Source organism: Azospirillum melinis (assembly GCF_013340935.1).
Classification (GTDB): domain Bacteria; phylum Pseudomonadota; class Alphaproteobacteria; order Azospirillales; family Azospirillaceae; genus Azospirillum; species Azospirillum melinis.
The window spans coordinates 16,687-30,633 of record NZ_WHOS01000075.1 but is presented as its reverse complement, the minus strand read 5'-3'; the positions used below and the strand labels follow the sequence as shown (position 1 = coordinate 30,633).

Annotated in this window: 14 protein-coding genes; 8 read left to right on the top strand and 6 right to left on the bottom strand. The window is 68.1% G+C overall.

What is annotated here, in order from left to right:
• Positions 1-90: 90 nt before the first annotated feature.
• Positions 91-312 (top strand): hypothetical protein, encoded by a 222-nt coding sequence (locus GBZ48_RS36015; RefSeq protein ID WP_211105961.1) that lies wholly within the window; start codon positions 91-93, stop codon positions 310-312.
• A gap of 43 nt (positions 313-355) precedes the next feature.
• Here GBZ48_RS36015 and GBZ48_RS31975 read toward each other — a convergent pair whose 3' ends face one another.
• Both GBZ48_RS31975 and GBZ48_RS31970 read right to left on the bottom strand, forming a co-directional pair.
• The gene (locus tag GBZ48_RS31975) at positions 356-2,125 is read right to left on the bottom strand and encodes an FAD-dependent oxidoreductase (protein ID WP_174474700.1); all 1,770 of its coding nucleotides are present in this window, start codon (positions 2,123-2,125) and stop codon (positions 356-358) included.
• Positions 2,126-2,165: 40 nt separating this feature from the next.
• The gene (locus GBZ48_RS31970) at positions 2,166-2,723 is read right to left on the bottom strand and encodes a MarR family winged helix-turn-helix transcriptional regulator (protein ID WP_174474699.1); all 558 of its coding nucleotides are present in this window, start codon (positions 2,721-2,723) and stop codon (positions 2,166-2,168) included.
• Between the two features lie 366 nt (positions 2,724-3,089).
• Between GBZ48_RS31970 and GBZ48_RS31965 the strand changes: the two genes are divergently transcribed.
• Positions 3,090-4,145 (top strand): Gfo/Idh/MocA family protein, encoded by a 1,056-nt coding sequence (locus GBZ48_RS31965; protein WP_174474698.1) that lies wholly within the window; start codon positions 3,090-3,092, stop codon positions 4,143-4,145.
• Between the two features lie 48 nt (positions 4,146-4,193).
• Here GBZ48_RS31965 and GBZ48_RS31960 read toward each other — a convergent pair whose 3' ends face one another.
• Positions 4,194-4,553, bottom strand: coding sequence for an NIPSNAP family protein (locus GBZ48_RS31960; protein WP_174474697.1), 360 nt, complete (start codon positions 4,551-4,553; stop codon positions 4,194-4,196).
• Positions 4,554-4,609: 56 nt separating this feature from the next.
• Complete coding sequence (locus GBZ48_RS31955; protein ID WP_174474696.1) at positions 4,610-5,839, bottom strand: ABC transporter substrate-binding protein; 1,230 nt, start codon at positions 5,837-5,839, stop codon at positions 4,610-4,612.
• Positions 5,840-6,140: 301 nt separating this feature from the next.
• Here GBZ48_RS31955 and GBZ48_RS31950 point away from each other — a divergent pair, with 301 nt between their 5' ends.
• The 4 genes from GBZ48_RS31950 (at position 6,141) to GBZ48_RS31935 (ending at position 10,699) form a co-directional block, all read left to right on the top strand.
• Entirely contained in the window at positions 6,141-6,371 is a 231-nt protein-coding gene (locus GBZ48_RS31950) for a hypothetical protein (protein ID WP_035684237.1), read from the top strand.
• A 93-nt stretch (positions 6,372-6,464) separates the two neighbouring features.
• Positions 6,465-7,895 carry an FAD-dependent oxidoreductase gene (locus GBZ48_RS31945; RefSeq protein WP_174474695.1) on the top strand — a complete coding sequence of 477 codons (1,431 nt, stop codon included), beginning with the start codon at positions 6,465-6,467 and terminating at the stop codon, positions 7,893-7,895.
• Positions 7,892-9,064 (top strand): oxidoreductase, encoded by a 1,173-nt coding sequence (locus tag GBZ48_RS31940; RefSeq protein ID WP_174474694.1) that lies wholly within the window; start codon positions 7,892-7,894, stop codon positions 9,062-9,064. The genes GBZ48_RS31945 and GBZ48_RS31940 overlap by 4 nt, the downstream gene beginning before the upstream one ends.
• A gap of 120 nt (positions 9,065-9,184) precedes the next feature.
• Positions 9,185-10,699, top strand: a complete 1,515-nt coding sequence (locus tag GBZ48_RS31935; protein ID WP_174474693.1) for an FAD-dependent oxidoreductase — start codon at positions 9,185-9,187, stop codon at positions 10,697-10,699.
• 82 nt (positions 10,700-10,781) lie between these two features.
• Here the strand turns inward: GBZ48_RS31935 and GBZ48_RS31930 are convergent, their stop codons facing one another.
• Complete coding sequence (locus GBZ48_RS31930) at positions 10,782-11,507, bottom strand: SDR family NAD(P)-dependent oxidoreductase (protein WP_174474692.1); 726 nt, start codon at positions 11,505-11,507, stop codon at positions 10,782-10,784.
• A gap of 114 nt (positions 11,508-11,621) precedes the next feature.
• Between GBZ48_RS31930 and GBZ48_RS31925 the strand changes: the two genes are divergently transcribed.
• Positions 11,622-12,014, top strand: a complete 393-nt coding sequence (locus GBZ48_RS31925) for a winged helix-turn-helix transcriptional regulator (protein ID WP_174474691.1) — start codon at positions 11,622-11,624, stop codon at positions 12,012-12,014.
• Between the two features lie 68 nt (positions 12,015-12,082).
• Here the strand turns inward: GBZ48_RS31925 and GBZ48_RS31920 are convergent, their stop codons facing one another.
• Entirely contained in the window at positions 12,083-12,535 is a 453-nt protein-coding gene (locus tag GBZ48_RS31920) for a winged helix-turn-helix transcriptional regulator (protein ID WP_174474690.1), read from the bottom strand.
• A gap of 106 nt (positions 12,536-12,641) precedes the next feature.
• Between GBZ48_RS31920 and GBZ48_RS31915 the strand changes: the two genes are divergently transcribed.
• The gene (locus GBZ48_RS31915; protein WP_174474689.1) at positions 12,642-13,880 is read left to right on the top strand and encodes an MFS transporter; all 1,239 of its coding nucleotides are present in this window, start codon (positions 12,642-12,644) and stop codon (positions 13,878-13,880) included.
• Positions 13,881-13,947: the final 67 nt, after the last annotated feature.

The window sequence follows — 13,947 nt, the reverse complement described above, 5'->3', positions numbered from 1 at the left end:
TTCTCTGTTCGGGGGCGGCGTCGGATGTGTATATGAGACGGGCCCTCTCTGCGGGGGGGAGGGGCGGGCGGACTGGCCCGCTTCCTGGAGGTGTTCGACGCGCCGATCCGCTCCTGGTGGGACGATCTCGGCACCCCGGTCTTCGACGCCGACAGCAAGCGGGCGCTGGTCGCCGGGGCCGAGGCGCTGGAGGCGTCGGTCGGCGGGCGTGACGCGCTGATCCGCCGGCGCAACGAGGCGCTGCTCGCGGTGTTGCGCGCGCCGGGTCCGCTCTCGGCCCGGCTTCCACGCGATGGGCGGGCGCCGGACTGACGCCCGCCCATCGTGATGCGGCTGCGGATGGGGGCGGGCGGCGTCAGCGCGCCGCCGCCCGTTCCTCCCGGCCCAACTCTTCGGAGGCTCCGGTCGCCCTGCCGGCTGCATCGCCCCTGCCGGCCGCATGCATCGCCACCCGGTAGGCGAAAACCAGCGCCGGACCGAGCGTCGTCCCGGGACCGGGATAGGTGCCGGCCATGATCGAGGCCATGTCGTTGCCGCAGGCGTAGAGGCCCGGAATCGGGTCGCCGTCCTCGCTGAGCACCTGGCCGTCGGCATCCGTCGCCAGCCCGGCGCTGCAGGCGATCTCCGCCGGCCAGACCGCGACGGCGACGAAGGGAGCCGCCTCGATCGGCTTGAGGCACGGGTTGGGACGGTGTTCCGGATCGCCGTTGAAGCGGTTCAGCTCGCTGTCGCCCTTGCCGAAATCAAGGTCGCTGCCGGTCAGCGCGAAGCCGTTGTGCCGGCGCACGCTGTCCGCCAGCCCCACCGGATCGACGCCGATCTTGCGCGCCAGTTCCTCCAGCGTCGGGGCGGTGGTGAGGTAGCCGCTCTTCTCGTGCGGCGCCAGATTCCGGGTGCCGGGATGCACCACGCCGATGCCGTATCTGGCGACGAAGGCGGAATCGCAGATCAGCCAGGCCGGCATCGTCGGCACCAGCTTGTGCGATTCGAACATCGCCTCGACGAAGTCGTGGTAGGAGGCGCCTTCGTTGACGAAGCGCCGGCCGGCGGCGTTCACCGCGATCAGGCCGGGCTTGGCGCGGTCGAGCGCCAGATGGGGGAACAGGCCCCGCCAGCCCCCCGTCCGGCGCGTCACCGACACCGGGGTCCAGAAGGCGCCGCCGCGATGCTGATCGCCGTCGATCCTCGCCCCGACCGCCCGCGCCAGGGTCAGCCCGTCCCCGGTGTCGGTCTCGCAGGCCAGCGAATGGACGGGCACCGGCTGCGGCATGAAGGCCTTGCGGAATTCGGTATTGTGGGCGAAGCCGCCGGTCGCCAGCACCACCCCCTTGCGGGTCCGCACCCGCAACGTCCGGCCGCCGCTTTCCACCACGGCGCCGACCACCCGGCCGCCCTCCCGCAGGATCTCGCGGATGGCGGTGTCGAACCGGATCGGCACCTTGCGCTTGCGCAGGCTGTAGAACAGGCGGGCCACCAGCGCATTGCCCATGGTGATGCGGGTGCCGCGCGGGTATTTCAGCCGGTCGGACAGGTAGCGCAGGAACAGCCTGGCCGAATGAGCGAAGTTGGCCGCCGACTTGAAGCGACCGATCAGGCGGGGAATGTCGTCCTTGCCGACCATCATGCCGCCGAAGATCATGAACTCGCCGATGGGCGGCCGGACCAGCCGGAAATCCTCGCCGAGCAGGCGGCCGTCGAACGGTTTCGGGACGATTGCCCGTCCGGTCACCGCCGCTCCCGCCATGTTCTGCTGATAGTCCGGGTGGCGCCCGCAGGGTAGGAACTGGACGTCGGTGCGGGTGTCGTAATAGTCGATCGCCGCCGGCCCGGTCTCCAGGTAGGCGCTGCGCAGGTCGCGGCCCTTGGTGCCGCCGACCAGCCGGTCCATATAGATTTCCGCCTGCGCCGGGCTGTCGTCGTAGCCGGCCCGCCGGCTCTGCGTGTTGCCCGGGATCCAGAGGGTCCCGGCGGAGGTGGAGGCGGTGCCGCCGATCTGCTCCGACTTCTCGCAGACCATAACCTCCAGCCCTTCCAGCGCGCCGACCAGGGCAGCGGCCATGCCGCCCGGACCGGCACCGGCCACGAGAAGATCGACCTCGGCATCCCACGCGGTAACTTGTGCCATTCCTTATGTTCTCCGTTTCCTCCCGCGCGGTCGAAGGCTCTTATCGTCGTTTGACCTTTCGACCGGCTGCGGCCTTGCCGCGTTTCGTGTTTCCATCGGCGGCGGCGGGCGGTTCGCCCGCATCGCCGGCCGCCGCCTCGCGGTCGACGACCAGCCGCAGCGACGATGGCAGTGTGTCGTTGTGCAGGTTGACCAACTGGGTCAGGAGATGGATGAAGGTCTTGCGGTCGGCCGGCCGCAGGGGTTCGAGGATGCGCTCCTGCACCCGCTCGACCGCCGCGGTGACGGTGGTCAGCATCTCCCGGCCGGCCGGCGACAGGTACAGCAGCTTGATCCGCTTGTCCCCGTCGCTCGGGCGGCGGTAGATGAGGTCCTTGGCCTCCAGCCGCTCGATGACGCCGCCCAGTGTCGAGCGGTCGAAGGCGATCAGCCCCGACAGCCGGGTGGCGTCCACCCCCGGATTCTCGTCGATGGCGACCAGGGCCGCATATTGCACCGACGTCAGGTCGTGGACCGCGCACTCCTCCGTGAAGAGGGCGGTCGAAATCTGCTGTGCCCGCCGGAGAAGATGCCCGGGCTTGGCGTAAAGTTCATCCATGGCCATGCGCGCCCCTGTCGATCCTGTTCATTTTGCGGTGATACTCCCATACGGAAGCCGCCGGTAGCACAACCCGCATGACCTGTGCCTGTGTTCCTTCGCAATCCCGGCCACAGTCCCCGGTGGTCGGCAGGCGCCCCCCTTACCCCTGGGCGCGAAACCGTCCGTCCCACCCGCGATATTGACAGGATGCAATCAGTATGTAAGCTGATATTACGTATGCTGTCAATATTTGCGATGCCCGCGGCAGGTGTCCCGTCCGAAGTGATGGGGCCGAAGCGATGGGGCCGGAACGCTGGGTCCGGAACGATTGAGCCGGTGCATCGCCCTTCCGCCCGCCATGGGCTCCCAGTCGAGGAACCTCGCATGTCTCCCCTCCACATCGCCGTCGCCGGTGCCGGCGTCATCGGCAAGACGCACATCGAAGCCATGTCCGACCCCCGGCATGACGCGCATCCCTGCCAGCTGGCCGCCATCGTCGATCCGGGCGAGGAGGCCTGCGCGCTCGCCGGACGGCACGGGGTGCCGCATCATGCCGACATCGCGGCGCTGCTGGAGTCCGGCGATCTGCCGGACGGCGTCATCGTCGCCACCCCCAACGCCACCCATGCGCCGATCGGCATCGCCTGCGTCGAACGCGGCATCCCAGTGCTGGTGGAGAAGCCGATCGCCGACACGGTGGAGGCGGCACGGCTGCTGACGGAGGCGGCCGGGCGGGCAGGGGTGCCGCTGCTGGTCGGACATCACCGCCGCCACAACCCGATCCTGCGGACGGCGCGCGAGGTGATCGGGCGGGGCGATCTCGGCGCATTGGTGACGGCGACGATCCTCTACACCTTCCTCAAGCCCGACGGCTATTTCGACGCCTGCTGGCGGCGGGAGGAGGGCGGCGGCCCGATCCTGATCAATCTGATCCACGAGATCGACACCTTGCGCTTCCTGTGCGGCGACATCGAGAGTCTGCAGGCGTCCAGTTCCAACCGGACCCGCGGTTTCGCGGTGGAGGACACCGCTGCGGTCCTGCTGCGGCTGCGCAGCGGGGCACTGGCGACCGTCAGCCTGTCGGACGCCGCCGCTGCCCCCTGGAGCTGGGACATGACCACCGGCGAGAGCCCGCAATTCGCCCGCCAGCAGGTCCCTACCCATTTCTTCTCGGGAACCCATGGCTCTCTGACGGTGCCGACCCTCGAACTCTGGCGCTACGAGGGCGGGCGCGGCTGGCTCGACCCCTTCACCCGGACGGCGCTGCCGCTGAAGCCCGGCAATCCCTACGCCTTGCAACTGGCCCATTTCGCCCGGGTGATCCGCGGTGAGGAGGCGCCGCTGGCCGGCGGCGCCGACGCCACCGAGACCCTGCGCGCGACCCTGGCGGTCAAGGAGGCGGCGGCGACCGGCCGCCCGGTCCGGTTGTTCGATGCCTGAGCGGGCGGAGCTGCGCGCCGCCGCGCGGCTCCGCCCCTCTCCCCCGGATCAGGCCAGCGCGGTGTCCGGCTGCCCGGTCGTCACCGGCAGTTCGCGGATCGGCGAGAAGGAGGTCGGGTACATGATCCGGTTCTCCATGGTCATGATCATCGGCCGGATCTTGGCCAGGCAGCCTTGCCATCGCGCATCCTGGGCCAGTCTTGCCCGTCGCGCCCGCCGGTCCTCCAGGTCGGCATAGGCCCAGAGATGGACGAGCTGGTTCTGGGTGCCGAACTCGGTCACGAAATAGCCGAGGAAGCCGCCGAGGATCGGCTTCTGCGCCGGCAGCCCCTCCGTCTCGTAGATGCGCAGATACTCGGCGAGGCTGACGCCGGTGTGCAGGACATAGGTGCGTTCTTCGACAACCACTGGAAACTCCCTGTCGATGTTGTGCCGATGGTGGGGATGGGCTGACGGCGCCGGCGTCACTGCCTGGCGACGAGGCGGCAGGCCGGGTCCAGGGGCTTCCAGGCCTCTTCCGCCGGGATGGTCGAGACCAGCTTGTAATAGTCCCAGCGCCCTTTCGATTCCTGCGGGGTCTTGACCTGGAACAGGTACATCGGGTGCAGCTTGCGTCCGTCGATGCGGATCGATCCCTGGCCGTAGGCGTCGTCGTCGGTCGGCAGCTCCTTCATCCGGGCGACGACGGCCCGGCCGTCGTCATCGCTGCCCAGCGACTTGACCGCCTTCAAATAGTGCGTGACCTGCGAATAGACCGACGCCTGGTAGGCGGTCGGCATCTTGCCGTGGCGCTCGAAGAAGCGCTTGGAGAAGGCGCGGGTCCTGTCGTTCAGGTCCCAGTAGAACGGCACGCTGAGCAGGGTCCCCTGCGCCGCATCCAGCCCGAGCGCATCGATGTCGGTCAGGTACACGGTCAGTCCGGCGAAGCGCTGGCCGCCGTCCAGGATGCCGAACTCCTTGCCCTGCTTCACCGTGCTGGTGAAGTCGGCGGTGGCGTTGGCCAGCCCGATCACCTTCGCCCCCGATCCCTGCGCCTGCAACAGGTAGGAGGCGAAATCGGCCGAGTTCAGCGGTGCCCGCACCGACCCGACCACCGTGCCGCCCGACTGCTTCACGATGTCGCCGGCCTGCTTCTCCATGTCGTGGCCGAAGGCGTAGTCGGAGGTGATGAAGAACCAGGAGGTTCCGCCCTGCCTGACGACGGCGCGCGCCGTGGCGTTGGCGAGCGCGTAATTGTCGAACGCCCAGTGCACATGGTTGGGGGTGCAGGAATCGCCGGTCAGCCGGTTGGTGTTGGAGCCCGATACGATGGCGACCTTGTTCTTGTCGCGCGCGATCTCGACCACCGCCAGTGCGACCGAGGAGTTGGCGATCTCCGCGACCATGTCAACGCCCTGGACGTCGTACCATTGCCGTGCGATGGCGGCGCCGACGTCGGGTTTGTTCTGGTTGTCGGCGGCAACCACCTCGATCGGTGTGTTGCCGATGCTGCCGCCGAAATCCTCGACCGCCATGCGGGCGGCGGTCACCGATCCCTGGCCCATGATGTCGGCATACAGACCGGACTGGTCGTTGAGGACGCCGATACGGACGACGTTGCCGGTGTAGGCAGCCGATGCGGTACCGCTGGTCGGGGGGCACAAGGTTAGGCCCAGGGTCAGGCCCAGCGCCAGTGCCGGGGCGTGCGTGTTCATGATGTCCCTCCCACGGATTGTCTGTTTTTGGGTAACGGCGGGTGCGGTGCCGGATCGGTCGGTTCCACCCGTCAGGCCGGACCGGTTCGGGTCCGGATCGCACAGCGCCCGGCCGCTCGGCATATATTGACAGTATGCGTATAATCAGTGTACATCACGATTGTGGGCTGTCAATAATCAGGTATGCAGCGTTTCCTGCCGCCCCATCGGCCCGGCTGCGAAGGGCGCCGGTTCGGGAGCCACCTCGGCCCCAACGCCCGCCGCCTCCACACCATCACCGCAAACATCGGGATCAGGGACCATGTCGCCAGAACAGAACTATCCGGCGGTTCGCTTCGTCGTCCAATACGGCTTCTGGCTGGCCGTCGTTGCCGGGCTGGCCCCGCTCTTCGTGGCGGCGGTGGCGCTGCTGTCCGGCTGGGGCGGCGGCGCCGCGCTGGTCCTGGCGCTGAGCGCCCCGCTGCTGTTCCTGGTGATGAAGGCCTTCGCAGAGCTGGTCGCCATCATTTCCGACATGCTGCTGCCGAAATAACCGCCGGAGCAACCGGCAGGTGCGCGCCCGAACCGTACACGGGCGAGCGCCCGCAACGCACATCCCTGGGAGAGCCCGGGAGGGGAGGAACGCATGAAAACCGATCTGGCCGTCATCGGCGCCGGCATTGCCGGGCTGGTGGCCGCGAACCGCGCCGCCGAACTCGGGCTGGGCGTCGTCGTGTTGGAGAAGGGAACGGAGGACCGCTACCTCTGCAATTCCCGCTACACGGGCGGCGCCTTCCACATCGGCATGCGCAGCCTGAACCGTCCGGTGGAGGAGGTTAAGGATACCATCCGCAGCGAGACGGACGGCTTCGTGGAGGAAGCCCTGGTGACGATGCTCGCGACGGAGGCGCCGCGGGCCATCGACTGGCTGCGCCGCCAGGGGATCCGCTTCATGAAGGCGGGCCCGCGCGACTGGCAGGACACCGTGCTGGCCCCGCCGGCGCTGCCGCAGCCGGGATTGAACTGGGAGGGCAGGGGCGGCGACACGCTGCTGCGCACGTTGGGTGCCGCACTGGAGAAGCGTGGTGGCAGCATCCACCGCGGCGTGCGCGCCCGCGAGCTGATGATGGAGGATGGCCGCTGTATCGGGTTGCGGGCCGAACGGAACGGCGAGACGGTGATGATCGAGGCGCGTGGCGTCGTCATCGCCGACGGCGGTTTCCAGGGCGACCCGGACCTCGTGCGCGCCCATGTCTCGCCGGTGCCCGAAGCGGTGCGCCAGCGCGGCGCCGGCACCGGCGGCGGCGATGGGCTGCGGATGGCCGCCGCCGCCGGTGCCGCCCTGCGCGGCACGCCCTATGTCTATGGCCATCTCCTGTGCCAGGATGCGCTGAGCAACGACAGGCTGTGGCCCTATCCCTGGCTCGACGAGCTCGTCATGGCTGGGCTGGTGGTGGACAGGACCGGCGTCCGGGTCGTCGACGAAGGCCGCGGCGGCGTCCATGTCACCAACAGGATCGCCAAACTCGACGACCCGCTGGGGACGACGGTGATCTTCGACCGCCCGATCTGGGACGGGCCGGGGACCGAGGCGATCATCCCCGCCAACCCGCATCTGCCCCGCGTCGGCGGCACCGTCATCGAGGCCGACACGCTGGAGGGGCTGGCGGAAAAGCTCGGGATTCCCGCCGACCGGCTGACGGCGACCGTCGCCGCCTACAATGCCGCGGTGGACAGTGGCGGCACCGCCGGCCTGACGCCGCCGCGCAGCACCGGCCGGGCGCGTCCCCTCCCGATCCGTCAGGGACCGTTCATGGCGATCCGTCTGGTCGCCGGCATGACCTACACCATGGGCGGCATCGCCATCGACGAGCATGGCCGGGTCAGACGCGAGGACGGCACGCCGATCAGCGGCCTGTTCGCCGCCGGGGCGACGACCGGCGGGTTGGAGGGCGGCGATGCCATCGGCTATGTCGGCGGCCTGACCAAATCGTCGGTCACCGGGCTGCGGGCGGCCGAGGCGGCCGCCGCAGAGCTTGGCGGCACTGGGATCGCCAGGAGCGGGGTGGGGCGGTGAGTCCGGAGACGGAGAGCCCCGCCGGTGGCGCGGCTACGGCGCCGCGTCTGTGCAGGCCGGTCGCCTTGCGCGGGACGACGCTGCGCAACCCCATCGTCATCTCGCCGATGTGCCAGTATTCGGCGGCGGACGGCGAGGCCGGCGACTGGCACCGGGTGCATCTCGGCCGCTTTGCCATGGGCGGCGCCGGCATGGTGATGGTCGAAGCGACGGCGGTGACCGAGCAGGGGCGGATCACCCCCGGCGATCTCGGCCTGTGGGACGACCGGCAGATCCCCGGCCTGCGCGGCATCGCCGGACTGCTGAAGGCGTTCGGCGCGGTTCCCGCCATTCAGCTCGGTCATGCCGGGCGCAAGGCGGCGACCCAGCGGCCCTGGCAGGGGCATGGCCCGCTCGGCGCAGCCGACCTGGCACGCGGGGAGCCGCCCTGGCCGGTCGCCGCTCCAAGCCCGCTGCCCGTTGCCGACGGCTGGCAGGTGCCGGCGGAGCTGGACCGCGCCGGCCTCGCCGTCCTGGTCGAGGCCTGGCGCGCTTCGGCGGCGCGGGCACTGGAGGCGGGCTTCGAAGCGGTCGAGCTGCATTGCGCCCACGGCTACCTGCTGCACCAGTTCCTCTCGCCGCTCAGCAACCGGCGGACCGACGGCTATGGCGGCGACCGGGCAGGGCGCTGCCGCTTCCCGATGGAGGTCGCGGCGGCGGTGCGGGCGGTCTGGCCGGCCGACCGGCCGATGTTCGTCCGGATCTCGGCGACCGACTGGATCGAGGGCGGCTGGACGATCGAGGACAGCGTGGGCTTCAGCCGCGACCTGCGTGACCTCGGGATCGATGTGATCGACTGCTCCTCCGGTGGCATGACGGGGGTGTCGGCCACCGCGGCGGCGATTCCGCGCCATCCGGGCTTCCAGGTGCCCTTCGCCGGGCGGATCCGGCAGGAGGCGGGAGTCGCGACCATGGCGGTCGGCCTGATCCTTGACGGCCATCAGGCGGAGGCGATCCTGCGCGACGGCCAGGCCGACCTCGTCGCCATCGGGCGGGAGGCGCTGGACGATCCCAACTGGCCGCTGCATGCGGTGCAGCAGCTGTGCGGCGGCGGCTTCGATGGCTGGCCGGACCAGTCCGGCTGGTGGCTGGCCCGGCGGGCACGGTCGCCCCGCCGCGAGCGCGACTGACGGCACCGGGACCGGCGCCCCTGTCCGGGGAAACCGGCAATCGAACGATGACAGGCGGTGAACCGGCGCGCCCCTCGCGGCGCGGCGCCGGATGCCGGCACATTGGAAAGGCACTGAAAAATGAGCGCTGACGCCGTTCGCGAAGAAACGGACATCGTGGTGGTGGGCGGTGGGGGCTCCGGCCTGACCGCCGCGATCTTCGCCCGCCGGGAAGGTGCGCGGGTGATCCTGCTGGAGAAGCACACGGAACTGCGCGGCAGCACCGGCCTGTCGATCGGCTCGATCACCGCCACCAACACCCCCCATCAGCGCCGCGCCGGCATCGTCGACGATCCCCAGGCCCATTTCGAGGACATGGGGAAGTTCGCCGCGAAGTTCGCCGGCGAGACCGCGGCGGCGGCCGACAATGAGGAGCTGCGGCGCATTCTGGTGGAAAATGTCCCGGCCAGCGTGGAATGGCTGATGTCGCTGGGGGTGACCTTCTACGGCCCGATGCCCGAGCCGCCGCACCGCCAGCCGCGCATGCACAACGTGCTTCCCAACTCGCGGGCCTACATCTACTTCGTCGGGCGCGAGGCGCGTCGCGTCGGCGTCGACGCGCGGGTGAACGCGACGGTGGAGCGTCTGCTGGTGGAGAATGGACGCGTCGTCGGCGTGGCTGCCCGGATCGACGGCCGTCCCCATGAACTGCGCGCCCGCCGCGCGGTCATCCTGGCCACCGGCGATTACTCGTCCAGCCCGGACCTGAAGCGGCGTTTCAATCCAGCGGTCGCCGAAGTGGATGGCGTGAACACGACGAATGTCGGCGACGGGCACCGGTTCGGCGAGGAACTCGGCGCCGAAGTGAAGTTCGGGGAGGTCGTCTATGGCCCGAACCTGCGCTTCATGCCGCCGGCCAAGCCCAGCGCCCTCCTTCGCCTGCCACCGCACCGGCTGTTGACCGGCGCCATGCGCATGGCGCTGGAAAAGCTGCCGACCTGGAGCCTGCGCCCGTTCATCCTGTCATTCGTGACCACCTATCTCAGCCCGGAGCCTTCGCTGTTCCGCGAGGGGGCGATCCTGGTCAACAAGCGCGGCGAGCGCTTCGCCGACGAGCTGGACCGCCCGAACTACGCCCTGGCCGAACAGCCCGACAAGGTCGGCTATATCGTCTTCGACGACGAGGTGGCGCGCAAATTCGCCAAATGGCCGTATTTCATCTCGACCGCCCCCGGCGTCGCCTACGCCTATCTCCAGGACTACAAGCGGACAAGGCCGGACCTCTATCACCGCGGCGGGTCGATCGAAGAACTGGCTGCCTCCATGGGGGTGCCCGCCCAGGCATTGGCCAGGGCGGTCACCACCCGGGACACCGCGGCCGGCGGGCCGCCGTCGGTCGGCAAGGGGCCGTTCCATGCGCTGGGTCCGGTCAAAAGCTGGATCATCCTGACCGATGGCGGCCTGACGGTGAACCGGGACCATCAGGTGACGCGCGGCGACGGACAGGCGATTCCGGGCCTCTACGCCGTCGGGTCGGTCGGGCAGGGCGGCCTGCTGCTGGAAGGGCACGGCCATCACCTGGCCTGGGCGTTTACGTCCGGCAGACTCGCGGGAATGCACGCGGCGCGGGCCGGTCAGGCGTTCCACCAAGTCTGAGCCGACGGCAGCATCCGGTTCGACCGCCGGGGGGAGCCGAGGCCGGGTCAGCGCCACGGTCTCCCGCCCGGCGTCGCACAGATCAGACCTGCGCCATGCCGCCGTCGACCGGCAGCTCGGCCCCGGTGATGAAGCTGCTTTGGTCGCTGGCGAGGAACAGCGCGGCCGAGGCCACTTCGTCGGCACGACCCATACGGCCGAGCGGGATCAACGTCGTCAGCGTCTCGCGCACCTCGTCGGATGTCGCTGCCATCATGGCGGTGTCGGTTGGTCCCGGTGCCACGACGTTGACGCGGATGTTGCGGGGCGCCAGTTCGTTGGCCCAGGTCCGCGCGAACGAGCGTACAGCGGCCTTGGTCGCCCCGTAGACGCCATAGCCTTTGGTGCCGATCGCGCCGGCGATCGAGCCCACCAGCACGATCGAACCGCCATCCGGCATGATCGCCGTCGCAGCCTTGGCGGCAAACAGCAGCGCACGCACGTTGAGGCCGAAGGTCCGGTCGAAATGATCCTCGCCGATGCCGTCGAGGGTCGCGAACTCGGAGATACCGGCGTTGACGGCGAGCACGTCCACCCGCCCGGCTTCGCTGCCCACCGCCTCGAAGAAGGCGGCGAGCGCAGTCAGATCTGAAGCATCGACGCGGCGCGCGCGCAGCCTGCCGGCCCCAAGCTCGACCTCGCCCTCTTCGGCGCGACGGCTGGTGGCGTAGACCGTGGCGCCTTCCGCCGCGAACCGCTCTGCAATGGCGCCACCGATGCCGCCATGGCCACCGACCACGACGGCGATTTTTCCTGAAAGCCCGCTCATGCGTCCTCACATCGCTGGTGATGACGAACAGCTATCATTTATATATCTAATTACAAGAAGGCACCTGATGGCGCCTAGATACCAGATAGTGCTCAGATATCGAGGTGTATACCTATGGCCAGAGACGTGCTCGAACTGCCGCTCGATGTCACCGCGACGCGGCCCATCCTCGAACATATCGCCAACAAGTGGACGGTGCTGATCCTGAGTGTCCTCTGCACGCAGCCGGCGCGGTTCAACGACCTCAAGCGCCGCCTCGACGGCATCACCCACAAGGCTTTGTCCGAGGCATTGAAGCGTCTGGAGCGCAACGGCCTCGTCAGTCGCAAAGTCCTGCCGACGCAGCCGATCGGCGTCGAGTACACGATTACCGATCTTGGCTGCTCGCTGCGCGAACCCTTCGCCGCTCTTTACAACTGGTCGCTCGCCAACGGCCCCGCGATGGAAAGAGCGCAGCGCGCCTATGACACATCGAGAAGCAACGGAGAGTTGGAGGAGGAGATCTAGCAGCCGGAGGGCATGCTGCCTCCTTCGCACACCGTCCCGGAGTGCTGCTTTGCCATCTCTGCATTCGATCAGTTTTTATCGGCCTTTATCACCCTCGTATCGCTCCATGCTAGAACCCGCCCGTCTCCTGCGTGCAGTTCCAGACGGGCAACCGGGAGGCCCGTTTCAGCGGCGATCATCGAGGATCGCGGTTCATCAGGGCCATAGAGATGGTCTTCGCCCCACTGGCGCAGCGCGACGATAACGAGGAAAAGGCCGCGCCCTTTTTCGGTCAGGACATATTCCTTGTAGGCGCTGCCGTCCGAAGCCGGCGCGGTCTCCAGAATGCCGCGTTCGGTCAGATCGCGCAGCCGGGTTGCCAACATTCCCTTGGCGATACCAAGGCCGCTCTGGAACTCGTTGAACCGTCGCACTCCGTCGAAGGCGTCGCGAATGATCAGGAGTGACCACCAATCGCCGATGACATCGAGCGCCCGCGCCACCGGGCAACCCGCATCCCAAAGACTGACCCGCTTGACCATGCCACCAGCCTCCACCACCCAAAACTGGTCCTAATTTAGAACTGGAATTCTCCCTGCACAAGTGGTCTCGATATGAAACCAGATTGGCTTCACGAACGGGATCGCCATGCAGAGCGCAAGAGAATCATGGAGACGACGTCAGCCGGACGGCGGGCTATCAAGAGGTACGACGCTGATCTTTGCCATTGCCGCCGGCATCAGCGTAGCGAATGTCTATTTCGCTCAGCCATTGCTCGATGCAATCGCGAGGGATTTTGGAATTTCGCCCGCTGCGATTGGACTTGTCGTGACGCTGACCCAGGTCGGCTATGCACTGGGGCTGATCTTCATCGTTCCGCTCGGTGATATACTTGACAGCCGTCGGCTTGTCATTGGGCAAGGCCTTTTGTCGGTCGTCGCGTTGGTCGCCGTTGCGGCAGCGAAAACCGAAGGGGTCCTGTTCACCGGCCTTGTCGCGATGGGCCTGCTCGCCGTCATGGTGCAGGTTCTGGTCGCCTTTGCCGCGACCCTGGCAAGGCCTGCCGAACGGGGAAAGGCAGTCGGCACGGTAACAAGCGGCGTCGTCATCGGCATCCTCGCTGCCCGCTTCGTTGCCGGACTGCTCGCGGATGTCGGCGGCTGGCGGGTGGTCTATCTGACGTCGGCCGTTCTGATGGCTGTTATGGTCGGGCTGCTGACGCGTGTTCTGCCGCGAAATCCGCTGCCGGGCAGCACCGACAGCTATGCGGAGATATTGCGCTCCATGCCCTCCCTGTTTCTGCGTGACCGGGTTTTGCTGGCGCGCGGTCTTCTCGCTCTGCTGATTTTCGCGACCTTCAGCACATTCTGGACAAGCCTGGTCCTGCCGCTCAGCACGGCTCCTTTCAACTACTCGCACACGCAGATCGGTCTGTTCGGTCTGGTCGGTCTGGCAGGGGTGGCAGCCGCGACAGGTGCGGGACGCCTGGCGGACCGCGGTCTCGGCAAATGGACGACAGCACTGTCTCTCACGCTCCTGCTGCTGTCGTGGGGGCTGATCGCGTTTCTGCCGTCGTCGATTCCGCTTCTGCTGATCGGCGTTGTCCTGCTCGATCTTGCCGTGCAGGCGGTCCACGTCACCAACCAGAGCATCATCGTCGCTCGCCACCCGACGGCACGTAGCCGTCTCGTCGGCGGCTACATGGTTTTCTATTCGATGGGCAGTGCCATTGGAGCAAGTACCGCGACCATGGTCTACGCCCATGCCGGCTGGCACGGCGTTTCCATGCTGGGAGCAGCCTTCAGTGCAGCTGCAATGGTGATTTGGGCTGGCGCGCGCCACCTGTCGGTCGGTAGCGAAGCGACGGAATGCGCCAACGCACCCTAAGATTCTGGTTTGCCGACTTCACCCTCTCTCCCACGCGAAAAACCACCGCCACCAGGCGTTTTCTGTC

Bases quoted from the DNA above. Each gene is read 5' to 3' on its own strand.
- GBZ48_RS31955 (WP_174474696.1), bottom strand. From the start codon at position 5,839: ATGAACACGCACGCCCCGGCACTGGCGCTGGGCCTGACCCTGGGCCTA.
- GBZ48_RS31965 (WP_174474698.1), top strand. From the start codon at position 3,090: ATGTCTCCCCTCCACATCGCCGTCGCCGGTGCCGGCGTCATCGGCAAG.
- GBZ48_RS31950 (WP_035684237.1), top strand. From the start codon at position 6,141: ATGTCGCCAGAACAGAACTATCCGGCGGTTCGCTTCGTCGTCCAATAC.
- GBZ48_RS31920 (WP_174474690.1), bottom strand. From the start codon at position 12,535: ATGGTCAAGCGGGTCAGTCTTTGGGATGCGGGTTGCCCGGTGGCGCGG.
- GBZ48_RS31935 (WP_174474693.1), top strand. From the start codon at position 9,185: ATGAGCGCTGACGCCGTTCGCGAAGAAACGGACATCGTGGTGGTGGGC.
- GBZ48_RS31945 (WP_174474695.1), top strand. From the start codon at position 6,465: ATGAAAACCGATCTGGCCGTCATCGGCGCCGGCATTGCCGGGCTGGTG.
- GBZ48_RS31915 (WP_174474689.1), top strand. From the start codon at position 12,642: ATGCAGAGCGCAAGAGAATCATGGAGACGACGTCAGCCGGACGGCGGG.
- GBZ48_RS31930 (WP_174474692.1), bottom strand. From the start codon at position 11,507: ATGAGCGGGCTTTCAGGAAAAATCGCCGTCGTGGTCGGTGGCCATGGC.
- GBZ48_RS31925 (WP_174474691.1), top strand. From the start codon at position 11,622: ATGGCCAGAGACGTGCTCGAACTGCCGCTCGATGTCACCGCGACGCGG.
- GBZ48_RS31975 (WP_174474700.1), bottom strand. From the start codon at position 2,125: ATGGCACAAGTTACCGCGTGGGATGCCGAGGTCGATCTTCTCGTGGCC.
- GBZ48_RS31970 (WP_174474699.1), bottom strand. From the start codon at position 2,723: ATGGATGAACTTTACGCCAAGCCCGGGCATCTTCTCCGGCGGGCACAG.